The sequence below is a fragment of the uncultured Marinobacter sp. genome, from assembly GCF_913055835.1.
GTDB lineage: Bacteria > Pseudomonadota > Gammaproteobacteria > Pseudomonadales > Oleiphilaceae > Marinobacter.
Window position 1 is genome coordinate 61,943 of record NZ_CAJXKQ010000008.1, and the last position, 24,897, is coordinate 86,839.

Genomic DNA, 24,897 nt, shown 5'->3' on the forward strand with positions numbered 1-24,897 from the left:
GATGATACCGGCGGAAATCAGCGCGGACGTTATCGGCCAATGGGTCGGCCAGCATATCTGGCCATTGTTCCGCCTGGCCAGCTTCCTGATGGTTATCCCCATTTTCGGTACCCAGCTGGTGCCTGCGCGTGTGCGCCTCGGGCTGGCGCTGTTGATGACCATCCTTATCGCACCGATGATTCCGCCCGTTCCTCAGGTGGAAGCTTTGAGTGCTGATGCGGTAGTGATTACGCTTCAACAGATTCTTATTGGCGTTGGCATGGGCTTCGCGCTCACGGCGCTCTGGCAACTCTTCGTCATCGCCGGCCAGATGATCGCCATGCAGATGGGCCTGGGCTTCGCTTCCATGGTGGATCCGGCCAACGGCGTTAACGTGCCTGTGCTGTCCCAGATCTACACCATCACCATCACCCTGCTGTTCCTGGCCATGAACGGGCACCTGGTGGCCTTCGAAGTCTTTATCGAGAGCTTTCGCACCCTGCCCATCGGCATGGAGGGTCTCGGCCAAACCGGCGTCTGGGAACTCGCCCACCGGATCAGCTGGATGTTTGCCTCCGCCATGCTCCTGGCGTTACCGGCGGTGACTGCGGTGCTGATCGTCAACATCTCCTTCGGCGTGATGACCCGTGCCGCGCCCCAGATGAACATCTTCGCCCTGGGCTTCCCGATTGGCCTGATTTTTGGATTGTTTGCCATATGGGTGCTGCACGCCAATTTTCTGCCGCACTTCGATCAGTACACCCGAGAAACCTTTGATTTCATGCGGGGACTCCAGGGGCAGCCGTAGAGACTCATGGCCGAAGAAAACGACAACAGTCAGGAAAAAACGGAAGAGGCCACCCCCCGAAGGCTTGAAAAGGCCAAGGAGGAGGGCCAGACTGCCCGTTCCAAGGAGCTGGCCACCATGGCCGTGCTGCTGGCTGGCGCCGGCGGCATGCTGATGTTTGGCGCCAGCCTCGGAGCCTCGCTCGAAGCGATCATGCGCGACAGCTTCGTGATCGAGCGCTCGGCCATCTTCGACATGCGCCACATGAGCGTACAGCTTATCGAATCCTCCAAGGAAGCCGCCTGGGCTCTCTCGCCCATTCTGGTATTGCTGCTGATCGCAGCCATCTTCGGCTCTATCGGCATTGGCGGTCTGCTGATCAGCGGCAAAGCCGTGGCCCCCAAATTCAACCGCATGGATCCGATCAAGGGCCTGGGACGCATGTTCTCAATGCGCTCCCTGATCGAACTGGTCAAGGCCATCGCAAAGGTCGGCCTCGTTATGGCGCTGGCTATCCTTATCCTGGACCTGCGCACCGAGGATTTGTTGTCCATCGCCGAGGAACCAGTGGTGCCGGCGATGGAGCATGTGCTCTGGACCATTGCCTGGAGTTTCTTCCTGCTCTCCTGCGCCACCATCATCATCGCGGCGATCGACGTGCCCTTCCAGATCTACGATCACCAGAAAAAGCTGCGGATGACCAAGCAGGAGGTGAAGGACGAATACAAGGACACCGAGGGTAAACCGGAGGTGAAAGGCAAGATCCGGCAGCTCCAGCGCGAAATGGCCCAGCGCCGCATGATGCAGGATGTGCCGACCGCAGATGTGGTGATCACCAACCCGACCCATTACGCCGTCGCCCTGAAATACGATCAGAAGGCGATGGCCGCGCCGATTGTGGTGGCGAAGGGGGCCGATGAGGTTGCCTTCAAGATCATGGAAATCGCCCGCGAGAACAAAGTCGAGATCCTGAGAACACCGCCGCTGACCCGGGCGGTGTACCACAACACCGACATCGGCGAGGAGATTCCCGATGGCCTTTACATGGCCATTGCCCAGGTGCTCGCCTATGTCTTCCAGCTTCGGCAGTTCCGAAAAGGGCGTGGGCCGAAGCCTGGGATGCCTGATTTCCCGATTCCTTCGGATTTGCGGCGGGATGTCTGAGTTTGGAGTTGGGTTCCTTTTGGTAGCCTGCGGGTTTGGGTGCTGGCGGGTTGTCGGGTGGGCCTCCCAAAAAACGCTACGAGCACATCCATGTGCGCTTGGCGTCGGCCATCCTTGGCCGCCGACATTTTTGGGAGGCCCACCCGACAAGCCGCTTCCAGACGATTCGATATCGCATCAACAACCAGAATCGTAGGTCGGATTAGGCGAAGCCGTAATCCGACAATGCCACTCTGGCTTTGATCTCATTTGTTGGATTACGGCTCCGCCTAATCCAACCTACGTTTCCAAGTCAGCATAATCAGCCGTTTAAAAAAGCGATTCCGGGCGTTATCAGAGTCGTTAGACAAGTGGTGGTGGAAGGCCTTTCGAGGACTGTCTGTGGCCATGGATGGCCACAGCCAAGCGCACATGGATGTGCTCGTAGCGTGTCCTGGAAAGGCCTTCCACCACCACGCATCCCTGAAAACTATCAGGCTGCAATTCCAGAAAGTCAGCAACCAGCCTCTATAACCCGAACCATCGGCTCCCCGCGGCTTTCGGGAATGGGGAGCACGCCATACCAGGATCGCGGATCGTGCACGGTGGCCGAGGCGAACCCACAGGATAGAAAATGCTCCCGTGCCTGCTCGTCGGTCTGGAAATGAAAGGATACCTGGCTGCGAGTAACGGCCCCGAGGACGCCGCCGAGTACTTTCAGGGTGGTGTTTAGTAGCGGCTGGCTCGGCTGGTAGTAGCTTTCGGACAGGTAAACCGAACCTGGACGTTTGGCCATGGCGGCGGCCAGTCTGCGCCAGAACTCGGTGATGGTCTCCAGTGAAAAATAGCTGGTCAGGCCTTCGGTAACGATGATTACCGGCTCGTTGTTCTCGAACACCCGGTCAATGACCTTCTCCAATTGGTACTCACCGTAGTCCGCGAGGATATCGATCGGCGTGACCTGGTGATGGTCGCCGAGGCGGCCAGTGGCCATCAGGCGAAGCGCCTTGCGAGCCGCCATGTCGGGCAGGTCGGCTTCGACCATGTGGAGAAGGGGGTGTTTCTGGCGTAAGCGGATGCCCCGCGGCGACATTCCGCAGGCGATTTCCAGCACCTGGGTGATGCCTTTGTCGCGGATGGCCTGATCAATCAGGTGATCAATGATCAGGTGCCGTTGCAGGAGGAAGGTACGGATGTTGCCGCCGATGGCCGCCTTGCTGGCGGCCTCGAAGGGGGACATCAGGCGGTAAAGCCAACGGCCTTTTTCCGTCGCCAGGGTATCGTCAGAAAGCCCGTACCGGTGCCAGACGGCACCGGTATACAGGGCAGTGAAGCTGATGCCGGAGCTATCAGTCCGCTTTCTGCTCATAAACCGCTTTACCCCAGGCTTCGCGGCTGCCGGGGAGGATCAGGTTCAGGATGATGGCAGCCACCGCGCACAGGGCGATGCCTTCCAGGTGCCCGAGCACCATGCCGCCGATACCGAACACCAGGGTGACACCCACGATAACCAGGTTGCGGGACTGTGACAGATCCACCTGGTGGCGGATCAGTGTGTTCAGGCCCACCACAGCAATCGAGCCGAACAGCAGGCACAGGATGCCGCCCATGACGGGGACCGGGATGGTCTGCAGTGCCGCGCCGAACTTGCCAACAAAGGCCAGGACGATGGCAACGCCGGCGGCCCACCACATGACCTTGGGGTTGAAGTTCTTGGTCAGCATGACCGCGCCGGTGACTTCCGAGTAGGTGGTGTTGGGCGGCCCGCCGAGCATGGAGGCGGCGCTGGTGGCCAGGCCGTCGCCCAGCAGGGTGCGATGCAGGCCCGGCTTTTCCAGATAGTTCTTGCGGGTTACGTTGCCGATGGCCAGCACGTCGCCAATGTGTTCGATGGCCGGTGCGATGGCTACCGGAATCATGAACAGCACGGCGCCCCAGCTGAATTCCGGCGCAACGAAGTTGGGAACGGCAAACCAGGCGGCTTCTTTGATGGGCGTGGTATCTACGATGCCGGCAAAAGCGGAGAGGATGTAGCCGGTGATCACGCCAAACATGATCGGAATCAGGCGGAAGATGCCCTTGGCCCAGACAGACATAATGATGGTCACGGCCAGAGAGATCATCGCGATCCAGATGGCAGTGTCATAAGGAATCAGCTGGTTGGCACCATCACCGGTACGGCCGGAGGCCATGTGAACAGCAACCGGTGCCAGGCCGAGACCGATGGTCATGATCACGGGACCGATGACGACTGGCGGGAGCAGGCGCCGGACAAATCCGGTGCCGCGAAGGCGTACCAGGCCACTCAGGAAAATGTAGAGAATACCCGCGGCCATCAGGCCGCCGAGGGTTTCTTCCATGCCGAACCGGCCCTTGGAAGCAATAACCGGGGCGATAAAAGCGAAGGAAGATGCCAGGAAGATGGGGATCTGACCGCCGGTCACCACGTGGAAGATCAGGGTGCCCAGGCCTGCGGTGAACAGGGCGACGTTCGGATCCAGGCCGGTGATCAGTGGCATCAGCACCAGGGCGCCGAAGGCCACCAGAAGCATCTGGGAGCCGGCAATGGCCTGTTTCCAGACCGGGTCGTTGGAATGGTCCTGCATGCTTAAACGTCCTTCTGCTTGGTGCCGAAGATCTTGTCGCCGGCATCGCCGAGGCCCGGAAGGATATAACCTTTCTCGTTCAGGCGTTCGTCTACGGAGGCCGTGTAGATAGACACATCCGGATGGGTCTCGAGAACCTTTTTGACACCTTCGGGTGCAGCTACCAGGACCAGAGCGCGGATTTCGGTGCTGCCGGCTTTCTTGAGCAGGTCGATGGTGGAGATCATGGAGCCGCCGGTGGCGAGCATCGGATCGACAATCATGGCCATGCGCTGGTCCAGTTCGCCTACCAGCTTTTCGAGGTAGGTGCTGGCCTCAAGTGTCTCCTCGTTGCGGATCTGGCCGACAACACTCACCCGTGCCACCGGGATCAGGCTGAGGACACCGTCAAGCATGCCAAGGCCGGCCCGCAGGATCGGAACGATGGTGACTTTCTTGCCGTGAATCTGTTCCACATTGACTGGACCGGCCCAGCCTTCGATGGTCTTTTCCTGCAGGTTGAAGTCCTTGGTGGCCTCGTAGGTCAGAAGTGCACCAACTTCCTGTGCCAGCTCCCGGAAATTCTTGGTGCTGATATCCGCACGGCGCATGATGCCGAGCTTGTGGCGGATCAGAGGGTGTTTTACCTCGTGGATTGGCATGGGGTCACCTGTGTGTCTGGTTGGGGTTTTAGCGTCGCAATTAAATGGCGCAAGGATACCGCATCTGGCCAGGCGAGTCAGGCCGCAAATGGCCGGTTCACGGAAATCCACTAAGGGCTGGTACGGATCTTGCGATAACCCTTCCAAACGACGCTCCGGTGTCAGATTTTCGACCTTCAAAACGCCAGCAGGCACAGTCAATCGGAGAAGTATCCGGCATGGACAGAGCTTTAGTCCTCAATAACGTCAAAACCCTGACGCGGGGGAATCTTGGCATCCCCGTTATGCTGATGGGGCTGCTGGGCATGATGATCCTGCCCATGCCGGCGTTTCTCCTGGACGTGTTCTTTACGTTCAACATCACCCTATCGATTGTCATTCTGCTGGTGTGTGTGTACGCGCTCCGGCCCATGGAGTTCGCCTCTTTCCCCACTGTTCTGTTGGTTGCCACGCTCCTGCGTTTGGCCCTGAACGTCGCCTCGACCCGTATCGTTCTACTGAATGGCCACGAAGGCGGCGACGCCGCCGGTAAGGTGATCGAATCCTTCGGCGCGGTCCTGATTGGCGGCAACTACGCCGTGGGTCTGGTGGTGTTTGCGATCCTCATGATTATCAACTTCCTGGTGGTAACCAAGGGTGCCGGCCGTGTGTCCGAGGTGAGCGCCCGTTTCACCCTGGACGCCATGCCCGGCAAGCAGATGGCGATCGATGCCGACCTGAACGCCGGCCTGATCAATCAGGACGAAGCCAAGCATCGCCGTGCCGAGATTGCGCAGGAAGCGGATTTCTACGGCTCCATGGACGGTGCGTCCAAGTTTGTGAAGGGCGACGCCATCGCCGGCCTGCTGATTCTGGCCATTAACATCATTGGCGGTATCGCCATTGGCATGCTGCAGCACGGTCTGGATTTCGGGCTGGCCATGGAGCGCTATGCGCTTCTGACCATCGGTGATGGCCTGGTGGCACAGATTCCCTCGCTGCTGCTGTCCACATCGGCGGCGATCATGGTGACGCGGGTTACCTCCAGCCAGGATATGGGCGGCCAGATTCTCCAGCAGATGTTCAGTGCACCCAAGGCGCTGTCTATAGCGGCTGGGATCCTGATCATTCTCGGCCTGATTCCCGGCATGCCCCACGTGGCTTTCCTGGGTCTGGGCGCACTGGCCGCCGGCGCTGCCTGGTATATCTGGAAGCACCAACGGCAGACCGTCGAGGAGGACGGCGCATTCCCGGCCAGGGGCGCTGGCGGCCCGGCACCGCGGCCTGCGGGTCGGGATCTGCCGCCGGGTGGTGATGCGGGTGGCGATCAGGGGCGCCAGCTGCCGGCCCCCGGAGAGACCAAGGAGTTGGGCTGGGATGACGTCTCCACCGTCGATATCGTCGGTCTGGAAGTCGGTTACCGGTTGATTCCGCTGGTGGACAAATCCCAGGGTGGCCAGTTGCTCAGTCGTATCAAGGGTGTTCGTAAAAAGCTCTCCCAGGATCTGGGCTTCCTGATGCCCTCGGTCCATATTCGCGACAATCTGGATCTGATGCCCAACGTCTACCGCATCACCTTGATGGGCGTGACCATCGCCGAGGCCGAAATCCATCCGGACCGCGAGCTGGCCATCGACCCCGGTCAGGTATTCGGAAAGATAGAGGGCATAGAAGGCAAGGACCCGGCGTTTGGTCTCGATGCCAGCTGGATTGAGCCGGACAAGAAAGACCAGGCCCAGACCCTGGGCTATACCGTCGTCGATGCCAGTACCGTCGTTGCCACCCACCTGAATCAGGTATTGCAGAAGCACGCCCACGAACTGCTGGGTCACGAGGAAGTCCAGAAGTGGCTGGACCAGCTGGAAAAGATTTCTCCCAAGCTGGCCGAGGAGCTTGTACCGACTACCGTTTCCATCAGCCTGCTGTTGAAGGTGCTGCAGAACCTGCTTAAGGAAGAGGTGCCGATTCGGGATATGCGGTCCATTGCCGAGGCCATCGTGAATGTGCATCCGAAGAGTCAGGATCCGAAGCTGTTGACCACCGTGGCCCGGCAATCCCTGCGCCGGATGATTGTCCAGAGCATCTGCGGCAACGAATCGGAGATACCGGTCATTACTCTGGATCCGGATCTGGAACAGTTATTGCTAAAGTCAGTTCAGCAGAGTCAACAATCCGGCGGACAGGAAGACATTGGCCTGGTGTTGGAGCCGAACATGGTTGAAAAGCTCCAGCGCTCGCTTCAGGAGAGCGTCCAGCGCCAGGAAATGCTCGGCAAGCCGGCCATTCTGCTGGTGTCCGGGCCCCTGAGGCCGGTGCTGGCGAAGTTTGCCAGCTACGGGATAGAGCGACTGCACGTGCTCTCGTACCAGGAAGTTCCGGATAACAAACAGATTACGATAGTGGCGTCCGTTGGCCAGTAACGGCGCGGATGACAGAGCGGACAGCGCCGGCACGGCGTTGCCGGTGGAGGAAGAGGCAGCATGAAAGTAAAACGGTTTTTTGCTCAGACCATGGCAGAGGCGCTGAAACAGGTCAGCGAACAGATGGGGCCGGATGCCGTGATTCTTTCCAACCGTCGGGTCGATGGCGGCGTCGAAATCGTGACGGCTCTCGACTATGACGAAAACATGGCGCGTCAGCGCCTGGGCAATCAGGCCGAGGAAGCGACCAACGGGTCCCGACTTGCGGAAATGCAGGCTGATCAGCATCGACGTCTTGAGGATGAATTGAGCCGGTCCCGTGATCGCATCCGGGAGGTTCGGGAAAAGCGTGCCTCCCAGGGCGCCAGCTACGCCGCATCGTCGTTTCCCGACATTCAGGAAGCCATAGGTGGCGGATTCAGTGACATTGAACCTCTGCCGCGGGCGCCAAAGGAGGGGTATTCCGACGAGCTGGCGCAGATGCGGGCCGAGATCAGTTCGCTCAAAGACATGATGCAGGGGCATCGGCCGAAACCGGAGTCGGAGGTTTCGGCAACCACCGCCGTCCAGCAGAGGCTGGCCGAGCGTTTGCAGGAATTCGGACTTGGCAGTGAGTTGGCGGGCTCGATTTCCCGTCGCCACAAGGCCGGGCGTCTCGAGGATGGCTGGAAACAGTCCCTGAAAATGCTGTGTACCGGCGTCCGGACCTCCCGCATGGAGTGGCTGGATGAGGGCGGCGCCTACGCGTTGGTGGGTCCGACAGGCTCCGGGAAAACCACCACGATAGGCAAGCTCGCCGCTCGTTACGTGCTGAAGCATGGCTCAGATTCCGTGGCCCTGGTTACCACCGACCGTTATCGGGTAGCGGCCCACGAGCAGTTGTTCGTGTTCGGTCGTATCCTGAATGTGCCGGTTCGGGTGGTGGATGAGAGCCACAGTCTCGACGATATTCTGGATGAACTCTCAGACCGTCACCTGGTGTTGATCGATACCGCCGGGCTGACCAGTGCGGATAAAGGGTATCAGGAACAGCTGGCCGAACTGGCTCGCAGCCACCACAATGTGAAAACCCACCTGGTGGTCTCGGCAACCAGTCAGCCGCGGATTATGAAATCCGTCTGGCATTGCTATAAGATGGCAAATCTTGCGGGCTGTGTGATGACCAAGATCGATGAGGCCCTGACGTTGGGCGAGTCCCTCGGGTTTGTGATGGAGACCGGTCTGCCGGTAGCCTATTACACAGACGGGCAGAAAATCCCGGAGGATCTGCACCACGCCGAAGCTGTTCCGCTGGTGCGGCTGGCCGTGGATCGGCTGAAAGCATTGCAGCAACAGCAGGCGGTCGCAGAAGGCCTGAAAGAGCACGCCTGAGACCGGACAGATTGATACAGGCGTCGGAAACGCACCCGGCGAAACGTGGCGAGAGAAAAAAAACAGTATGAGCAGAGCACATCCGGTACAGGTGATTGCAGTTTCCGGCGGTAAAGGTGGAGTCGGCAAGAGTAACGTGTCGGTGAACCTCGGAATTGCCCTGGCGCAGAAAGGCCGGAGAGTGGTGCTGCTCGACGCCGATCTTGGGCTCGCCAATATCGACGTATTGTTGGGTATTACCGCCAACCGTAACCTTCAGGATGTTCTGGCAGGGGACTGTGACCTCAAGGACGTTCTGGTGAACGGGCCCGGTGGTATCAAGATTGTCCCTGCCTCCTCCGGCACCCAGAGAATGACCCAGCTCAGCTCTATGGAGCATGCCGGACTGATTAACGCCTTCAGCGAACTGGGGGATCAGATTGATGTCCTGATCGTGGACACCGCTGCCGGGATTTCCGAATCGGTCGTCAGCTTTCTGAGGGCCTCCCAGGAGCTTTTGCTGGTGGTTTGCGACGAGCCAACCTCGATTACTGATGCCTATGCCCTGATCAAACTGATGAACCGGGACTATGGAACCAATCGTTTCCGCATTCTTGCCAACCAGGTGCGAAATGAACAGGAAGGCCGGCATCTGTTCGAAAAACTGACACGGGTCACCGAGCGTTTCCTCGATGTAGCACTACAATATGTCGGCATAGTCCCCTACGATGAGGCGGTAAAGAAAGCGGTCCAGCGACAGCGCGCGGTGCTGGATGCGTATCCCAGAGCGAAAGCCTCGCTGGCCATCAAGGCTCTGGCGGACAAGGTAGACAGCTGGCCGTTGCCGTCCTCTCCCCGCGGGCACCTGGAATTTTTTGTGGAGCGGCTCGTCGAAGTCTGAATCGGATCCAGTCAAACAAGAAACCGGATACATGACATTGGCGAAAAACCTCGGAATCTATAACCAGTCGGGTGCGCAAAAGCCGTCTCAGCTCGTTGAGCAGCATGCACCGCTGGTCAAGAAAATTGCCCTTCACCTGATGGCTCGCCTGCCGGCTTCCGTTCAGCTAGAAGACCTGATGCAGGCCGGTATGATCGGCTTGCTTGAGGCTGCCCAGCGCTATAGTTCCACCAAAGGTGCCACCTTCGAAACCTACGCCGGTATCCGGATTCGCGGTGCCATGGTGGATGAAATCCGCAAGGGTGACTGGGTTCCCCGTTCCGTTCACCGTAACGCCCGCCGTATTTCCCAGGCCATCAAGGCGGTTGAAGACCGTCTGGGCCGCGAGGCCCAGGATCTGGAAGTGGCCGAAGAGCTGGGCATGGGGCTGGCCGAGTATCATTCCTACCTTTCCGATTCCAACAGCGGCCGACTTTTTAGCCTCGATGAGCTCAATGAATCCGGAGAGCTGCCGATAGAACAGACAGAGACGCAGGATAATCCCCTTGAGGGGTTGTCCTCCGATGCCTTCCGGCGCAGCCTCGCTGAGGCCATAGAAGACCTGCCGGAACGGGAAAAGCTGGTGCTGAGCCTGTATTACCAGGAAGAACTGAACCTCAAGGAGATTGGTGCCGTGCTTGGCGTCAGCGAGAGCCGGGTAAGCCAGATTCACAGCCAGGCGGCCCTTCGCCTTCGGGGACGGCTGTCGGATTGGCGCCAGGAATCGGACAACTGATTTCGTGAAGTCTGTGTCCGCGAACGGGCAGTCTGTAGTTTTTGGTAACCGATGCTTTACAACCGAAGCAAAGGCCTGACAATAAGCGGTTAAAACAGCGGCCTGCTAGACTTTGAACGCGAAGGTCAAACGAATTCCGGGTGTTACTAACTGGAGGTCCCATTGGACAAAAACATGAAAATCCTCATTGTGGACGATTTCTCCACAATGCGACGGATCATCAAGAACCTGCTGCGTGATCTGGGCTTCACCAACACCGACGAAGCAGATGATGGCAACACAGCCCTGCCGATGCTCAAGAGCGGCAAATACGATTTTCTGGTCACCGACTGGAACATGCCTGGCATGTCCGGTTTCGATCTGCTCAAAGCCGTTCGTGCTGACGAGAACCTGAAAACCCTCCCGGTGTTGATGGTAACGGCCGAGGCCAAGCGGGACCAGATTGTTGCCGCGGCCCAGGCGGGCGTGAATGGCTATGTGGTCAAACCGTTCACTGCTGCGGTGCTCAAGGAAAAGATTGAGAAAATCTTTGAAAGAATCCAGTAACCAGAGGTCGGATGGCTCTCATGAGCGATAGCAAAAAGAACCATCGGGGCCTTGAACCGGAGGTGACGGAAAAGCTCCAGCGACAGGCAGCAGAACTCGCAGAGAGTGTTAATGCGGGTGATTATGCCAAAGCCATGACCCTGATCAATGAACTTAGTGAGGTCAGGGATCAGAGTTTGTATCGCGAGGTGGGGCGATTGACCCGGAGCTTGCACGAAGCAATCCGGAACTTCCAGATTGACCCCCGTAACGCCGAACAGCAGGAAGCACTGTCGAAGATGACGGATGCCTCCGATCGTCTCGAATACGTCGTGCAGATGACCGGTGAAGCCGCCAACCGCACCATGGACCTGGTTGAGGAAACCATGCCGGTGGCCAACGCCCTGAGAGATGAGGCGGCGTCCTTGCGTGATGAGTGGCAGCGTCTGCGTCGCCGGGAAATGCAGCCGGCCGAGTTCCGTGAGCTTTACGGACGGATTGATCGCTTTTTCGTCAGCATGGCCACTGACGCGGATGCCATGTACAGCAACCTGTCGGAAATCCTCCTTGCTCAGGATTACCAGGATCTGACCGGGCAGGTTATCCAGAAGGTTACGGCCTTGGTGAAAGAGGTCGAGGAGCAGATGCTCAGCCTGGTGGTGATGGCCAGTCATGTGGACCAGCTCACGGGCACGGTGCACCAGATTGAAGAAAAGGAAGAGTCTGCGGAGAAGGGCGTCGGGCCCCAGATCAAGGCCGATGAGCGTGAAGATGTAGTCTCGGGACAGGACGACGTAGACGACCTGTTGTCCAGTCTCGGTTTCTGAATAAAGAGGGTAACGCATGGCGTTTGATGCTGATGAAGAGATTTTGCAGGACTTCCTGGTAGAAGCCGGCGAGATCCTCGAAAAGCTGTCAGAGCAGTTGGTAGATCTTGAGCAACATCCTGACGACAGTGATCTGCTCAACGCCATCTTCCGTGGCTTTCACACCGTCAAGGGCGGCGCGGGCTTCCTTCAGCTGGAAGCGCTGGTAAATTGCTGCCACTCGGCCGAGAACGTTTTTGACATCTTGCGCAACCACAAGCGAAAGGTGGACTCTGAGTTGATGGACGTGGTCCTGGAAGCCCTGGACAACGTCAATGCCATGTTTGAGCAGGTCCGCAATCACGAGGAACTGACACCGGCCCCCGACGAACTGATTGCCCGCCTGGATGCCCTGGCCCAGCCGGAGGGCGAGGGAGCACCTGCCGCTGCCACTCAACCCGAGCAGGAAGAAAGCGAACCGGCAGAAGACGGTGGCGACATCACCGACGACGAATTCGAACAGCTTCTGGATGCCTTGCAGGACGAAAAAAGCGAAGACCAGACCCCCGCTTCAGACTCCGGAGCGGCTTCCGGTGGCCAGGAGGGTTCCGGAGACGACGAGATTACCGACGACGAGTTCGAGGCACTGCTGGACCAACTGCATGGAAAAGGGCAGTTTGCCGGTGCACCTGCGGGCGAGGAAGAGGCTGTCAGCAAAGAAGAAAAGCCGGCCGCCAAGGCAGAAGGCGGTGGCGGCGATGACCTGATCACCGACGACGAATTCGAGAAACTGCTGGACGATCTTCACGGCAAAGGCGGAAGCCCGACCGCCGGGGGAGAGCCTTCAGCCCCGAAAGAGCCCTCAGCCCCGAAAGAGCCTTCAGCTCAGAAAGAGCCCTCAGCCCCTAAAAAGCCTTCAGCGCCAAAAGAGCCGGCCAAGCCAAAAGCAGAAGCACCGAAGCCCGAAGCCAAAGGCGCGGCGGCACCCGCCATGCCGGCTCGCGAAAATGCTCCGGCTGCGGAAACGACGGTACGTGTCGACACCAAGCGCCTCGACGATATCATGAATATGGTGGGCGAGCTGGTACTGGTGCGCAACCGCCTGCAGCGGCTGGGCGCGGATAGCGAAGACGAGCATATGCACAAGGCGGTTTCCAACCTCGACGTGGTAACCACCGATTTGCAGTCTGCAGTCATGCAAACCCGCATGCAGCCGATCAAGAAAGTATTTGGCCGGTTCCCGCGGGTGGTGCGTGATCTGGCGAGGAACCTCAAGAAAGAGGTCAACCTGGTGATGCACGGTGAAGACACCGACCTGGACAAGAACCTGGTCGAAGCGCTGTCTGATCCACTGGTTCACCTGGTTCGAAACTCGGTCGATCACGGGATCGAAGCCCCGGAAGTGCGCGAAAAAGCGGGTAAACCGCGCCAGGGTACCGTGACCCTTTCTGCCGAGCAGGAGGGAGATCATATTCTGCTGTTCATCGAAGATGATGGCGCCGGTATGGATCCGGAAGTGCTGCGCCGCAAGGCCGTGGAAAAAGGGATTTACGACCAGGATGCCGCGGATCGCCTGACCAATTCCGAGTGCTTTAACCTGATTTTTGCGGCCGGATTTTCCACCAAAGACCAGATTTCAGACGTCTCCGGCCGTGGTGTCGGCATGGATGTGGTGAAAACCAAGATTGGCCAGCTCAATGGTCAGTTGAGTATTGAATCGGAACTGGGCAAGGGCTCCCGGATTGTCATCAAGGTTCCGTTGACACTGGCCATCATGCCCACCCTGATGATCATGCTGGGGGACCAGTCGTTTGCGTTGCCGCTGGTCAACGTGGTGGAGATCTTCCACCTGGACCTGACCAAGACCAATATCGTCGACGGGCGTGAGTGTATTGTGGTTCGGGAAAAGGTCTTCCCGCTGTTTCACATCAAACGCTGGCTGGTTCGTAACAGTGCCTCCCAGGAGGTGCCCGAGAATGCCCATGTTGTCATCGTGGCCATGGGGACCAAACAGGTGGGCTTTGTGGTCGACCAGTTGGTCGGTCAGGAAGAGGTGGTTATCAAGCCCCTCGGGCGCGCACTTCAGGGTACGCCGGGAATGGCCGGTGCCACCATTACCGGTGATGGCCGGATTGCGTTGATTATTGATGTTCCAAGCCTGTTGCAGCACTACGGCTGAGCCGCGCTGTCAGGAGACTGTGGCCAGAGAAGGCCAGAGAACGATGGATTGGGTAGGAGAAGTGGATGACAGTTTCTGTCCTGGTCGTTGACGATTCAGGGTTTTTTCGCAAACGGCTGACGGAAATCCTGACCAGCTCCGGCCAGATCAAGGTGGTTGGTGCTGCAACCAACGGTCGGGAAGGTGTGGAGCTGGCCGAAAAACTGCGTCCCGACGTGATCACCATGGATTACGAGATGCCGGTCATGGATGGCATCTCCGCTGTGCGCGAAATCATGCGCAAACATCCGATACCGGTGCTCATGTTCTCTTCGCTCACCTATGAAGGCGCCCGGGTGACCCTCGACGCACTCGAGGCAGGTGCCGTCGATTTCCTGCCCAAGAATTTCGAAGAAATTGCCCGGGACAACAGCCAGCTCCAGAAAATCCTGATTGAGCGGATTCTGGATGTGGCCCGAAGCCGGCCTGGAAACCGGCCTGCGGCTCCGGCCCGTCCCGAACCGTCGGTACCCGGTTTCCGGGCACCAGGCACGGCGCCACGTCTACGCCCGGACACCCCGCCACGCCAGCGCCCAGACACCCACAGACCTGCAGCCCCGGCCAGTTCATCCGGTGAAGCGGAGGCGCCGAGGCGTCATGCCCGCCGAGGTGCCGCCAAGCACTACGCCGTGGTTGGTATCGGTACCTCAACCGGTGGACCGGTTGCCCTGCAACGGGTATTGACGGCGTTACCCGCCACGTTTCCGGCACCACTCGTACTGGTGCAGCATATGCCGGCCAGTTTTACGCCGGCCTTCGCCGAACGTCTGAACAAACTTTGCCGGATTGAAGTCCGGCAGGCCGAGGATGGCGACGTCTTGCGGCCCGGGCTTGCATTACTGGCACCCGGCGGCAAACAGATGATGGTCGAAAACCGGGGCGGCCAGGCCAGGATCCGTATTCTGCCCGGCGACGAACGGCTCAATTACAAGCCCTGTGTCGACGTAACCTTCGGCTCCCTGGCGAGGAGTTTTCCGGGCAAGACGCTGGGCGTCATTCTCACCGGCATGGGTTCGGACGGCAAAGAAGGGTGCCGGATGATGAAACAGAGCGGTTCCGACATCTGGTCCCAGGATGAAAAATCGTCAGTTATCTATGGTATGCCCATGGCCGTTGCCAAGGCAGGGCTGACTGACGACGTGCTCTCGCTGGACGAGATCGGGCCTCGCCTGGTTGAAGGTGTCTGCTGATGGATATCCTGAGTCTGCTCGGGGTCATACTGGCTTTTGCCGCCATACTCGGCGGCAATCTGCTTGAAGGCGGGGCCGTTGGCTCCCTGTTCAATGGCCCGGCAGCCATTATCGTCATCGGGGGGACCCTGGCGGCGACCATCCTCCAGACCTCCTGGCCAATGCTCAAGCGCGCCTTTACCCAGGTCCGTTGGGTGTTCGTTCCGCCGTTCATCAACCTCGAAGACGGTATTGGCAAGGTCATCGACTGGAGTGTCAAAGCCCGCAAACAGGGGTTGCTGGGTCTTGAAGGGCTTGCTGAGCGGGAGCCTGAACCCTTTGCCCGCAAGGGGTTGCAGCTGCTTGTGGACGGGGCCGAAACCGAGACCATCAGGGGCATCATGGAGGTGGACCTGGAGTCCCGGGAGCAGCGCGATCTGGAGTCCGCCAAAGTGTTCGAGGCCATGGGCGGATATTCCCCGACCATCGGTATCATCGGGGCTGTGATGGGTTTGATCCAGGTAATGACCAACCTCGAGGACCCGCAGTCCCTGGGTAGCGGGATCGCGACCGCTTTTGTGGCGACCATCTATGGTGTGGCCCTGGCCAACCTCCTGTTCTTTCCGGTTGCGAACAAGATGCGCGGTATCGTGCGGGAACGTACCCGCTATGAGGACATGATGATTGACGGCATCATTGCCATCGCCGAGGGTGAAAACCCGAAATCCATCGAATTGCGGCTGCGGGGCTTCCTGCAGTAAGCATGCGCAGGCCAACTTATGCGGCGCCGTAGGCAACCCCAGGATGATCTGCACAACAAGGAGCGGTGGCTGATTTCCTACGCGGATTTCATCACGCTGCTGTTTGCCTTTTTCGTGGTGATGTACTCAGTATCGTCTGTCAACGAAGGCAAGTACAAAGTCCTGTCCGAAACCCTGACCGGTGTGTTTAACGCGCCCCAGAGGTCCTTTCAGCCCATCGAGGTTGGCGACCGGCCCCAAAGATCATTGAACGCGCCTGCAGAGAACGTTATTCCGCCGGCAGTGACCGAAGCCCCCCGAAATCCGGAGATGGACGCCCAGGCCCGAACGGAAGCCCTTCGAGCCATGGCCGACCAGCTGACGATGGAATTCGACGAGCTGATTAATCAGGGGGTGGTGTCACTGGAAACCAGCGACGAGTGGCTGGAGCTGAACCTGCCCAACAGTCTGTTGTTTGGCAGCGGCGACGCGGAGCCCCATTACGACGCGTTTGAAGTGGTCGAGAAAATCGCCACGGCGCTGAATAACCGGGACAACGCCGTCAAAGTGGAAGGCTTTACCGATAACCAGCCGATCAGTACCTCCCGCTATCCCTCCAACTGGGAATTGTCTGCCGCCCGGGCGGCGTCGATGGTACGGATGCTCGTGATGGAGGGCATCGAACCGGAGCGTCTTGCCGCAGTGGGTTATGGCCAGTATCAGCCGGTTGCCCGGAATGATACGGAAGAAGGGCGGCGCAGGAACCGGCGGGTGGTGTTGCTGATTTCCCGTGACGCCAGCATCCGCGGAGCCATGCGCTGACCGGGTCGTCGGCAGATGCGTATAGAGCCATTGGCACGGTTCCTGTATTACTCCCCGTTAACAAAAAGCCGCCGGCAACTGCTTGCCGGATTTCCCGGAGATTGGTTCAAGTTGCTCGGGGAATGGCCGATAAACGGGACTGTGGCGAGAGGTGATTGCCGGCCACACCGATGTATTCTCTGGAGAATCGAAGCGTGCGAATCTGGGCAGTAGCCAATCAAAAAGGTGGTGTCGGTAAAACCACGAGTGTTGTCGCGCTGGGCGGCCTGCTTGCCGAGCGTGGCAAGCGTGTTCTCGTTGTGGATCTGGACCCTCACGGCTCGCTGACCAGCTGGTTCGGCTACGATCCTGACACCATTGCCCACAGCGTTTTCGATCTGTTCCAGCATCAGGGCAAGGTGCCCGAGGGACTCCCGGCCCAGTTGATTACTGACACCAGTTGCAGAGGGTTGTCTTTGTTGCCGGCGAGTGCGGCCCTGGCCACCCTGGAGCGCAGGATGATCGGTGTTGAGGGTATGGGGTTGATTATCTCCAGGGCCCTGACCCAGCTCTGGGACGATTTCGATTATGTTCTGCTGGACAATACACCCTCGCTGGGGGTTCTGATGGTCAATGCCCTGGCTGCGGCCCAGCACCTGATTATTCCCGTGCAAACCGAATTTTTGGCCATCAAGGGCCTGGAACGCATGCTCCATACCCTGAAGATGATCATGCGTTCCCAGAAAAACGAGCTGTCCTATACCATTGTGCCAACGCTGTATGATCGGCGTACCCAGGCATCGGTGAAGAGCCTCAACCTGTTGCGAAAAACCTATCGAGAATCCCTGTGGCAGTTTGCCATTCCCGTGGACACCAAATTCCGGGATGCCAGCCAGGGAGGTATCACCCCCTCCGCACTGGATTCGGAAACCCACGGCGTCCGGGCCTACAGCCATCTGTTGGATGATCTCATGTCCCGGGTGGGGATGGTGAAGGAGCGTCAGCATGGCTGACGATAAATTGACAAGGCTGGCGGACCCGGAAACCGCCATTGCCAGTTACCTTGACGAGCTGCTGCACACGGCCACTGACACGGCGCTCCGGGAAGAAGCGGAGGCGCCTGAACCGGTGAAGCCGGCACCTCGGAAGCCTCAGGTAGCAACCCGACCAAGTCCGGCCCCGGTAACAACCGTCGAAAAACCGGCGACAAGTCCCGAAACGCTCAGACCGGTCCCGGAAAAGCCGGCAGAACCAGTGCGGCCAGTCGTGCGTCAGGCCCCGGAGGCGCTCGTACCGAAGGCAAAAGTGGAGGCTCGGCCTGAGCCACAACCAGAGCCGGCTGCTCCACCCTCCCGTCCGGAGTGGTCAGAGCAGCCTTTCGAGTGCCTTATATTTACGGTGGCCGGGTTACAGCTGGCGGTGCCACTGATTCTTCTCGGTGCCATTCATCGTATTGAGGAAGAGATCCGGCCGATCCCGGGCAGTCCACGCTGGTACATGGGTATCCGTCCCGACCGGGACCAGAACCTTCGGGTGGTGGATTCCGCCGAATGGATCATGGCCGGGCGGGTGCCGCCCGGAGCCCGTGACAACTACCGGTTCGTGATCCGCCTTGATAACAGCGACTGGGGACTGGCCTGTGATGACGTGGCCCAGTCTTTCACCCTTCGGCCCGATGAAGTGCGCTGGCGGACTGCCCGCAGCAAGCGGCCGTGGCTGGCCGGCACGGTGATTGACCACATGTGCGCGCTGATTGATGTTCGCACCATGGCAGACTTGCTGGTGCGGGCCGAAAGAGAGCACCATCTGGATCTGAGCTGACGCAAACAACGGTTACTGAATGAAACCGAGCCGTGCTGGCACGGTTTGTGCCCTTAACTATAGTATTGGGCACTGATGATATTTTTTTGACGATCAGGTTGCCCGCCGGGCAGCCCAATAGGAGAAACATCGCTATGGCATCCCCGAGCGGACAAACCAATCAGGCCCAGGACGATCAGGTACTGCAGTACGTTACTTTCAGGCTGGATGATGAGACCTATGGTCTGAATGTCATGCAGATCCAGGAGGTGCTGAGATACACGGAGATAGCTCCGGTTCCGGGTGCTCCGGATTATGTGCTCGGCATCATTAACCTCCGGGGTAACGTGGTTACGGTCATCGACACCCGTCGGCGATTTGGCCTGGCGGATGCGGAAGTCACCGATGCCACCCGGATTGTGGTAATGGAATCCGCCAACCAGGTCATGGGCATTCTGGTGGATTCCGTGGCCGAGGTGGTGTACCTGAAAGCCAGCGAAATTGAGACCGCACCGAACGTGGGTAACGAGGAAAGTGCCAAGTTTATCCAGGGCGTGTGCAACAAGGATGGCGAACTGATCATTCTGGTCGAGTTCGACAAGATGCTGTCAGACCACGAGTGGGCTGAAATCGCGGCACTGTAATCCGGGGCAACCCGTTGCGGGCCTGAAGATGGATGCCTTCCGTGGCAATTAACGGGAGACATCCGTCATGTTTGCAGAAATTCCTTCCTACCTTCCCTGGGCGCTGACTGTGGCAGCATTGTCCCTGGTTTTCATTCAGGGCCTGGTTCTGGGTCGCCAGGTGCGAAGCCTCAGGGCGACGCTGAAAGAGCGCTGCGATACCCTTGGCCGGGAACTGCATGCCACAACCAGTGGCAGCATGGGGGTAGGGCAGCGGCTGGTCGCCTGTGAGCGCCAGTTGCACGAACTGCGGACCACGCTTGATGAAATGCGCCAGAACGATCCGCTACGAATCTCCTATGATGAAGCCTCTCGACTGGTTGATCTCGGCGCCGATATCGACGATCTTATGAACACGTGCGGAATTTCCCGTCCCGAGGCCGAGCTGGTGTCAGCACTCAGAAAACGTCAGGCGGCCTGATACCATGCCGTTACGGACGCTGCTGAATGAAGAGACTTTATCCGAGGGCCCTTGAGGCCCTCCGATCTGTATCCCGCCATGATTTCGTTTCCGGTTCTGATCTGGTTCCCTCGATAACCGGCCACTCCATTCCCCGCGAAGAAACAGTCAGCCATATTCTCTCACTGCTGCCAGAGATCGAACCGGATCAGGTGGTGATGCACGTGGGTGGTGGCTCCGGGTATTTTGCCGCTGTGCTCTCGGGGCTGGCACATCGGGTGATTTACGTTGAGAGAAATGTAATTGTTGCCGAAGCGGCCAGAGAGCGGTTTTTCCGGCTCGGGATGCACAATGTCGATGTGGTGGTCGCCAATGCTGAAGACGCTCCTGCGCCTGACCCCTTATGCGATTTTGTCCTTTGTACCTCGTTCGTCAAAGAGCCTGGCAGCCTGGTTCGTCTGTTGCGCGAGGGCGGCCATCTGGTTTGCCTTGAGGGGCGCGCCGGGCCAGTGCCGAGCCTTGCCATGTTTGTGCACCGCAATGAAGGCCTGGAACGGGTGCGCACCCTCGGCTGGGTCGACTTCAACCGCAATGTGGAACAGATCCTGATTGACCAGGGTCTTGTGGATGACAAGATTCTGGCAGAGGCGAAAGCAGAGGCGGCAAAACAGAACTGCCGGCTTCTTGATGTGCTCCGGCGCAAACTGAATCTCGAGGAGATGGATCTCTACCGTTCTCTTGCGCGGCAGCGCGGCATGACCTTCACCGATGCGGACGAGATTCTGCCGGATCTCCAGCCGGCCCTGTTCCGACGATTCTCACGCACATTCCTGGATCTTTCGAGGCTGATTCCTGTTGCCGAAGAGGATGGCAGAATCACCGTTGTCACCGATGATCCCGATGCCCGGACGGACCAGCTGGAGCGCTTGAGCCCCAACCAGGTGGTGGATTGTCTCCTGGTGACACCGACCGATTTTCGCCGTCTCTGGTCAGCGCTTGATCTGACCGCCAAGGGGCGCCGTTTTGCAGCCGATCACGAACATGGCCCGGAGCAGGAGAAGGATTCGACTGGCAGCCCGGACCAGCTGCTAGGCAAGGACCCGAACAACAAGCATGTCAGTCCCTATCTGGTGTCGGTCTACGAGGCCATCCTGTTGGATGCGGTAAGCGAGAAAGCAAGCGACATTCATATCGAACAGTACGGTGACCGGATTCGCATCCGCCTGCGGGTGGATGGTGATCTGCACGATCTGCCGCAGTACCAGTTATCGCCCCGGGAAATTAAAGGGGTGATCAACGTGATCAAGCTACGGGCGGAATTGAACATTGCCGAGCATCGTTTGCCCCAGGGTGGCCGGTCCCGGCTTCAGCTTGGCGATATGGCTTACGATCTGCGTATCCAGACCCAACCCTCCCTGCATGGCGAGCATGCGATCATCCGGCTGCTGCCGCAAACCGGCCGGGCCATGACCATTGCCGAACTAGGCATGTCGTCGATGATTGGCGCGCGTTATCAGCGCCTGCTGGATAACCCGGCGGGGCTGGTACTTGTGGTAGGGCCGACCGGCTCCGGAAAATCCACCACCCTGTATGCCGGCCTGCAGACACTGGCCGATGATGGGCGCCGGAAAGTGATTACGGTGGAGGACCCCATCGAGTACTCCATCGATAACATCCAGCAGACCCGGGTCCGGTCGGAAATCGGCTTCGGTTTCGCCGACGCCATGAGAGCGTTTGTCCGGGAGGATCCGGATGTGATTCTGGTGGGCGAGATCCGGGACCAGGAGACGGCACTGGAAGCGATCAGGGCTTCCCAGACCGGGCACGTGGTTCTTTCTACGCTGCACTGCAACGACGCGGTGGATTCACTCCAGCGTCTCTATGATCTGGGTATCCATCCCAACTCCATCGCCGGTGAGCTGTTGGCCGTTATTGCCCAGCGGCTGGCCAAGCGTATCTGCAAGCATTGCAGGCAGCCTGCGGAGCCGGATCCGGTGATTCTGTCCGAGGTGTTCCCGGATGGTCCGCCCGCAGATTTCCGCTGTTTTGAAGGCGCCGGCTGCGATAAATGCAGTGGTCGCGGCACCCAGGGCCGAGTGGCGATTGTCGAGTACATGGAGGTGGATTCTGATATTCGAAATGCCATTTCCAGCCAGCCGCCCATCGGGGAACTGCGTTGGCGTGCGCTCGATGCCGGACTGGTGACCATGCGTGACAGCGCTCTGGATCATGTGATTGAAGGCATAATCCCGCTTTCCGAACTGCCCCGGATTCTCCCAAGGGAGCGCATGGCACCAGAAGTTCGTGGCGGCCGCAGGAGTCAGCAATGAGTAACAGGCAATCTATGAACAAGGCGGCCCAGCGGGAACCGGTAGAAGTGGTCTATGCGGCTGAGCTGGACAAACTCCGGAGCATGGATCATGGACCCGTGCCCCCCGGCTGGTTGATGTCCCCCCGTGCGGTGGAAAAGTTCGTGATGGGGGATGAGAAGCTCGGCATTGAACGAAAATTTGTTGCCGAGCGGGCCATGGTGGTCCGGATTATCATTTCCCTGTGCACCAGTCGCGGCTGCCTGCTGGTCGGGGAGCCCGGGACGGCCAAATCCTGGCTGTCGGAATTGCTGGCTGCCGGCATTTCCGGCAGCTCCACGCTGACGCTCCAGGGTGGCGCGGTGAACAGCGTCGGGCAATTGCTGTATAGCTGGAATGAGGCGGTTCTGCATACCGAGGGCCCCTGTCTGAAGGCGTTGGTGCCCAGCCCCTTGCTGCGGGGCATGATGGAAGGGCGGATGGTTCGGTTTGAAGAGATTGCCCGCTGCCCCCAGGCGCTGCAGGACGCGCTGCTCTCCGTGCTTTCCGACAGGGTGGTGGTGATTCCCGAGCTGGCGGGTGACGAGGGTGTGGTGCTTGCCCGTGAAGGCTTTAACGTCATCGCCACGTCTAACAGTATCGACGAGGGTGTGCACCGGATGAGTGCTGCCCTCAAGCGGCGTATGGACTTCGAGGAGATCCGGCCAATCCGGAACCTGGCGGACGAAATGGATGTTGTGCTCCGCGAAGTGAACAGGGCCAACAGGCGGGCAGGCATCGATGTGGAGCTTGATGAGACGGTCATCGAGATTCTGGTGACCATGTTCCACGAACTGCGCAATGGCCAGACCCTTGATGGGCGCAGTACCGATCGTCTCGCCGGCTCGGCACTGTCCACCGCGGAAGCCGTGTCGGTCGCTCACGCAGCCAGTCTCAACGCCTGGTATTACGGTGGCGGAAGTATCACGGTAGAGCAGCTGATGCACCACATCGTCGGCTCTGCCCTCAAGGACCAGCCCGAGGACCGGCGCCGGTTGCGCCACTACTTCGAAACCACGGTGGCGCCAAGACGGGGTGATAACTGGCAGCAGGCCTGGGCGTTGCGTTCACTCATCCATTGATTCATCCGGCGGCGTGCCGGGTTTGCGGTCCTCGGGCGTCAGCCCGCGAATATGGAAGGCAAACGCGAGGATTTCCGCAATCACCCGGTACAGCGACTCGGGAATCTCTTCGTTCAGTGACAGGCGCGCCAGAATGCTGGCCAGCTCCGCATTTTCGTAAAGAGGCACATTGTGCTCCCGGGCAATGCGGATGATTTCTTCCGCCAGCTCGTGGGTGCCGGTGGCGCTGATGGTGGGCGCTGTCTCGCCATCGTACTTGAGGGCGACGGCGGCCCTGCTTGGCTGTTCGGTTTCTGATGTCATGCCCGTGTATCCACCAGTCTGTGTTCGAGTCGGGTAACGCTGCTCTGGGGCGTGCCGCGGCGGCAGTCCAGGTCCGTCACCTCCAGGCCAAGGTCGGTCAGGCTCTGTCGCAACGCGGGAAGCTCCTGGTTCACCTGGCGCAGGGTTGTCTGTTTTTCTGCCCACACCCGCGCGCTCACTGCCTGTTGTCGAAGGGCAACGTCAAAATGCAGGGGGCCAGCCTCATCCAGATCCATGGTCAGTGAAAGCCGCCACTCGGCTGTAGCGGTTTTCGCGGATCGGGTTTCCGAATCACCTTCCTGCGGGTACTGTTCGACCCGGACCTGCGCCAGCCTTGGCTCGTTCTGGGGTGTCAGCCACGGCAGATCGAGCACCAGGGTAGACGCGGGCGCGGGGCCGGGCGCTTCGCCGCCGCCCCGAGCGGTCAGTACCTGGCTGTGCAATTGGTTGACGGTAATCCGGTTAAGCATCCCGGCCAGCAGGCGGAGCATCTGGCCCACGCTGGGCGCGTCGCCACTGCCCGGGGCCTGGGGCGTGGCCAGGGGCTGGGGAAACTGCAGTGGCGCCCGCATGAGCTCTGGCGTCGAGATGGGTGTCAGCCGGTTGAACTGTTCCGGTGTGCTGCCCTGTTGGGCGAGCAAAGCGGTGATTACCCGGCCCAGGGCCAGTTTGAGATCGGGCAACTGGGCAGTCGGTGTCTGGGCCAGACGTGATTCGGCGAACAGGCCACTTTCCGACAGCCACTGGCGGACCTGTTGCGGTGTTGAGTCCTGGCCGCCGGAACCGGGGAGCAGGCTCTTTCCGGAAGGCAATCTTGCCACCATCTGTTCGATAGCCTGTCTGGCGGCTTCCGGAAGTGGTTGGGGGGCCCTCGAGGAGGGCAGTTGGCCCGGGACGGGATCTTGCCGGAGACCCTGTGTCAGTGCGCCCATCAGTCTGGCTAGGCCAGCGTCCAGTGACTGCTGCCAGGGCAGGCGCTGGGCGAGGGCCCGGGCGATACCGGCTTCGGGCGCGGGCGCCAGTTTGCCCATCAGCTGGAGCTCATTGCCGGCACGCATCACCTTTACCCAGTCACCGGTCGCCAGTTCGGTCTTGCCGACGGCGGCCTGGACGAGAAGAGACTTGCCCCGGATGTCCAGTAACAGGTCCGCACTGGCGCCGCCCTGACGGTTGATGATCTCTGCCACCCGGGCCAGAGTGGTCTCCCGGTTTGTCAGCTGCAGCTGGTCGAGCAGCTGCCGCGCAGATGTCGTCACTGGCTCGCGGGCCGCTTCGGTGGTGACGGCGGGCCGGGAGGTCTGCGGTGCAGGCTGGGTTGGCGGTGTAGGGGGCTGTTGTCCGCTGGGTAGTTTCATCGTCACTGATTTGATGTTGGACAAGAGTAATCCGCCGGCGCTTTCGTTATAATACGCCGCGCCGGCAGGTCATGGGCAAACACTGT

General features: G+C 59.4%; 23 protein-coding genes. 18 read left to right on the forward strand and 5 right to left on the reverse strand.

The window, feature by feature from the left end; genetic code table 11:
• Position 1 precedes the first annotated feature (1 nt).
• Positions 2–787, forward strand: a complete 786-nt coding sequence (fliR, locus tag QZ534_RS06730; RefSeq protein WP_209396877.1) for a flagellar biosynthetic protein FliR — start codon at positions 2–4, stop codon at positions 785–787.
• 6 nt (positions 788–793) lie between these two features.
• A complete protein-coding gene (gene flhB / locus QZ534_RS06735) occupies positions 794–1,930 on the forward strand; it encodes a flagellar biosynthesis protein FlhB (RefSeq protein WP_296932997.1) in 1,137 nt (378 codons plus the stop codon).
• Between the two features lie 493 nt (positions 1,931–2,423).
• Here flhB and QZ534_RS06740 read toward each other — a convergent pair whose 3' ends face one another.
• From QZ534_RS06740 to upp, 3 genes are read right to left on the reverse strand one after another with little or no spacing between them, the layout of a single operon-like run.
• A complete protein-coding gene (locus QZ534_RS06740) occupies positions 2,424–3,278 on the reverse strand; it encodes a class I SAM-dependent methyltransferase (protein WP_296932999.1) in 855 nt (284 codons plus the stop codon).
• Positions 3,259–4,515 (reverse strand): uracil-xanthine permease family protein, encoded by a 1,257-nt coding sequence (locus tag QZ534_RS06745; protein WP_296933001.1) that lies wholly within the window; start codon positions 4,513–4,515, stop codon positions 3,259–3,261. The genes QZ534_RS06740 and QZ534_RS06745 overlap by 20 nt, the downstream gene beginning before the upstream one ends.
• Before the next feature lie 2 nt (positions 4,516–4,517).
• A complete protein-coding gene (gene upp, locus QZ534_RS06750; protein WP_296933002.1) occupies positions 4,518–5,156 on the reverse strand; it encodes a uracil phosphoribosyltransferase in 639 nt (212 codons plus the stop codon).
• Positions 5,157–5,374: 218 nt separating this feature from the next.
• Here upp and flhA point away from each other — a divergent pair, with 218 nt between their 5' ends.
• The 16 genes from flhA to QZ534_RS06830 all read left to right on the forward strand — a co-directional run bounded on the left by flhA (position 5,375) and on the right by QZ534_RS06830 (position 23,153).
• The gene (gene flhA, locus QZ534_RS06755; RefSeq protein ID WP_296933004.1) at positions 5,375–7,555 is read left to right on the forward strand and encodes a flagellar biosynthesis protein FlhA; all 2,181 of its coding nucleotides are present in this window, start codon (positions 5,375–5,377) and stop codon (positions 7,553–7,555) included.
• 60 nt (positions 7,556–7,615) lie between these two features.
• Positions 7,616–8,926 carry a flagellar biosynthesis protein FlhF gene (flhF, locus tag QZ534_RS06760; protein ID WP_296933005.1) on the forward strand — a complete coding sequence of 437 codons (1,311 nt, stop codon included), beginning with the start codon at positions 7,616–7,618 and terminating at the stop codon, positions 8,924–8,926.
• Between the two features lie 67 nt (positions 8,927–8,993).
• A complete protein-coding gene (locus tag QZ534_RS06765) occupies positions 8,994–9,806 on the forward strand; it encodes a MinD/ParA family protein (RefSeq protein WP_296933007.1) in 813 nt (270 codons plus the stop codon).
• A 31-nt stretch (positions 9,807–9,837) separates the two neighbouring features.
• On the forward strand, positions 9,838–10,581 hold the full coding sequence (locus tag QZ534_RS06770; protein WP_296933009.1) for an RNA polymerase sigma factor FliA: 744 nt from the start codon (positions 9,838–9,840) through the stop codon (positions 10,579–10,581).
• A gap of 162 nt (positions 10,582–10,743) precedes the next feature.
• Entirely contained in the window at positions 10,744–11,127 is a 384-nt protein-coding gene (gene cheY, locus QZ534_RS06775; protein ID WP_008173086.1) for a chemotaxis response regulator CheY, read from the forward strand.
• Between the two features lie 20 nt (positions 11,128–11,147).
• Complete coding sequence (locus tag QZ534_RS06780) at positions 11,148–11,933, forward strand: protein phosphatase CheZ (protein WP_296933012.1); 786 nt, start codon at positions 11,148–11,150, stop codon at positions 11,931–11,933.
• Positions 11,934–11,949: 16 nt separating this feature from the next.
• Positions 11,950–14,091, forward strand: a complete 2,142-nt coding sequence (locus QZ534_RS06785; protein WP_296933013.1) for a chemotaxis protein CheA — start codon at positions 11,950–11,952, stop codon at positions 14,089–14,091.
• Positions 14,092–14,156: 65 nt separating this feature from the next.
• Positions 14,157–15,320 carry a chemotaxis response regulator protein-glutamate methylesterase gene (locus tag QZ534_RS06790; RefSeq protein WP_296933015.1) on the forward strand — a complete coding sequence of 388 codons (1,164 nt, stop codon included), beginning with the start codon at positions 14,157–14,159 and terminating at the stop codon, positions 15,318–15,320.
• Positions 15,320–16,060 carry a flagellar motor protein gene (locus tag QZ534_RS06795; RefSeq protein ID WP_296933017.1) on the forward strand — a complete coding sequence of 247 codons (741 nt, stop codon included), beginning with the start codon at positions 15,320–15,322 and terminating at the stop codon, positions 16,058–16,060. The genes QZ534_RS06790 and QZ534_RS06795 overlap by 1 nt, the downstream gene beginning before the upstream one ends.
• Before the next feature lie 18 nt (positions 16,061–16,078).
• Positions 16,079–16,861, forward strand: coding sequence for a flagellar motor protein MotD (gene motD, locus QZ534_RS06800; protein WP_296933019.1), 783 nt, complete (start codon positions 16,079–16,081; stop codon positions 16,859–16,861).
• Between the two features lie 194 nt (positions 16,862–17,055).
• On the forward strand, positions 17,056–17,853 hold the full coding sequence (locus tag QZ534_RS06805; protein WP_296933021.1) for a ParA family protein: 798 nt from the start codon (positions 17,056–17,058) through the stop codon (positions 17,851–17,853).
• Positions 17,846–18,661: a chemotaxis protein CheW gene (locus tag QZ534_RS06810; RefSeq protein WP_296933023.1), complete on the forward strand. Its 816-nt coding sequence runs from the start codon at positions 17,846–17,848 to the stop codon at positions 18,659–18,661. Before QZ534_RS06805 ends, QZ534_RS06810 begins: the two co-directional genes overlap by 8 nt.
• Positions 18,662–18,795: 134 nt before the next feature.
• Positions 18,796–19,284 carry a chemotaxis protein CheW gene (locus QZ534_RS06815; RefSeq protein WP_008173094.1) on the forward strand — a complete coding sequence of 163 codons (489 nt, stop codon included), beginning with the start codon at positions 18,796–18,798 and terminating at the stop codon, positions 19,282–19,284.
• Between the two features lie 67 nt (positions 19,285–19,351).
• A complete protein-coding gene (locus QZ534_RS06820) occupies positions 19,352–19,744 on the forward strand; it encodes a DUF2802 domain-containing protein (protein ID WP_296933026.1) in 393 nt (130 codons plus the stop codon).
• 26 nt (positions 19,745–19,770) lie between these two features.
• Positions 19,771–22,053, forward strand: a complete 2,283-nt coding sequence (locus QZ534_RS06825) for an ATPase, T2SS/T4P/T4SS family (RefSeq protein WP_296933028.1) — start codon at positions 19,771–19,773, stop codon at positions 22,051–22,053.
• Complete coding sequence (locus tag QZ534_RS06830) at positions 22,050–23,153, forward strand: AAA family ATPase (RefSeq protein WP_296933030.1); 1,104 nt, start codon at positions 22,050–22,052, stop codon at positions 23,151–23,153. The genes QZ534_RS06825 and QZ534_RS06830 overlap by 4 nt, the downstream gene beginning before the upstream one ends.
• Here the strand turns inward: QZ534_RS06830 and QZ534_RS06835 are convergent.
• Positions 23,139–23,456: an EscU/YscU/HrcU family type III secretion system export apparatus switch protein gene (locus QZ534_RS06835; RefSeq protein WP_296933032.1), complete on the reverse strand. Its 318-nt coding sequence runs from the start codon at positions 23,454–23,456 to the stop codon at positions 23,139–23,141. The two genes, QZ534_RS06830 and QZ534_RS06835, sit on opposite strands and share 15 nt — an antisense overlap.
• Entirely contained in the window at positions 23,453–24,811 is a 1,359-nt protein-coding gene (locus QZ534_RS06840; RefSeq protein ID WP_296933033.1) for a flagellar hook-length control protein FliK, read from the reverse strand. The genes QZ534_RS06835 and QZ534_RS06840 overlap by 4 nt, the downstream gene beginning before the upstream one ends.
• Between the last annotated feature and the right edge of the window lie 86 nt (positions 24,812–24,897).

What these genes read in the sequence shown, in the direction of transcription:
- QZ534_RS06790 (WP_296933015.1), top strand. Translation starts at nt 14,157, where the DNA reads ATGACAGTTTCTGTCCTGGTCGTTGACGATTCAGGGTTTTTTCGCAAA.
- QZ534_RS06780 (WP_296933012.1), top strand. Translation starts at nt 11,148, where the DNA reads ATGAGCGATAGCAAAAAGAACCATCGGGGCCTTGAACCGGAGGTGACG.
- QZ534_RS06830 (WP_296933030.1), top strand. Translation starts at nt 22,050, where the DNA reads ATGAGTAACAGGCAATCTATGAACAAGGCGGCCCAGCGGGAACCGGTA.
- QZ534_RS06765 (WP_296933007.1), top strand. Translation starts at nt 8,994, where the DNA reads ATGAGCAGAGCACATCCGGTACAGGTGATTGCAGTTTCCGGCGGTAAA.
- flhA (WP_296933004.1), top strand. Translation starts at nt 5,375, where the DNA reads ATGGACAGAGCTTTAGTCCTCAATAACGTCAAAACCCTGACGCGGGGG.
- QZ534_RS06820 (WP_296933026.1), top strand. Translation starts at nt 19,352, where the DNA reads ATGTTTGCAGAAATTCCTTCCTACCTTCCCTGGGCGCTGACTGTGGCA.
- QZ534_RS06770 (WP_296933009.1), top strand. Translation starts at nt 9,838, where the DNA reads ATGACATTGGCGAAAAACCTCGGAATCTATAACCAGTCGGGTGCGCAA.
- QZ534_RS06745 (WP_296933001.1), bottom strand. Translation starts at nt 4,515, where the DNA reads ATGCAGGACCATTCCAACGACCCGGTCTGGAAACAGGCCATTGCCGGC.
- QZ534_RS06815 (WP_008173094.1), top strand. Translation starts at nt 18,796, where the DNA reads ATGGCATCCCCGAGCGGACAAACCAATCAGGCCCAGGACGATCAGGTA.
- QZ534_RS06840 (WP_296933033.1), bottom strand. Translation starts at nt 24,811, where the DNA reads ATGAAACTACCCAGCGGACAACAGCCCCCTACACCGCCAACCCAGCCT.
- flhB (WP_296932997.1), top strand. Translation starts at nt 794, where the DNA reads ATGGCCGAAGAAAACGACAACAGTCAGGAAAAAACGGAAGAGGCCACC.
- QZ534_RS06810 (WP_296933023.1), top strand. Translation starts at nt 17,846, where the DNA reads ATGGCTGACGATAAATTGACAAGGCTGGCGGACCCGGAAACCGCCATT.
- flhF (WP_296933005.1), top strand. Translation starts at nt 7,616, where the DNA reads ATGAAAGTAAAACGGTTTTTTGCTCAGACCATGGCAGAGGCGCTGAAA.
- fliR (WP_209396877.1), top strand. Translation starts at nt 2, where the DNA reads ATGATACCGGCGGAAATCAGCGCGGACGTTATCGGCCAATGGGTCGGC.
- upp (WP_296933002.1), bottom strand. Translation starts at nt 5,156, where the DNA reads ATGCCAATCCACGAGGTAAAACACCCTCTGATCCGCCACAAGCTCGGC.
- QZ534_RS06795 (WP_296933017.1), top strand. Translation starts at nt 15,320, where the DNA reads ATGGATATCCTGAGTCTGCTCGGGGTCATACTGGCTTTTGCCGCCATA.
- QZ534_RS06825 (WP_296933028.1), top strand. Translation starts at nt 19,771, where the DNA reads ATGAAGAGACTTTATCCGAGGGCCCTTGAGGCCCTCCGATCTGTATCC.
- QZ534_RS06740 (WP_296932999.1), bottom strand. Translation starts at nt 3,278, where the DNA reads ATGAGCAGAAAGCGGACTGATAGCTCCGGCATCAGCTTCACTGCCCTG.
- motD (WP_296933019.1), top strand. Translation starts at nt 16,079, where the DNA reads ATGCGGCGCCGTAGGCAACCCCAGGATGATCTGCACAACAAGGAGCGG.
- QZ534_RS06835 (WP_296933032.1), bottom strand. Translation starts at nt 23,456, where the DNA reads ATGACATCAGAAACCGAACAGCCAAGCAGGGCCGCCGTCGCCCTCAAG.
- QZ534_RS06785 (WP_296933013.1), top strand. Translation starts at nt 11,950, where the DNA reads ATGGCGTTTGATGCTGATGAAGAGATTTTGCAGGACTTCCTGGTAGAA.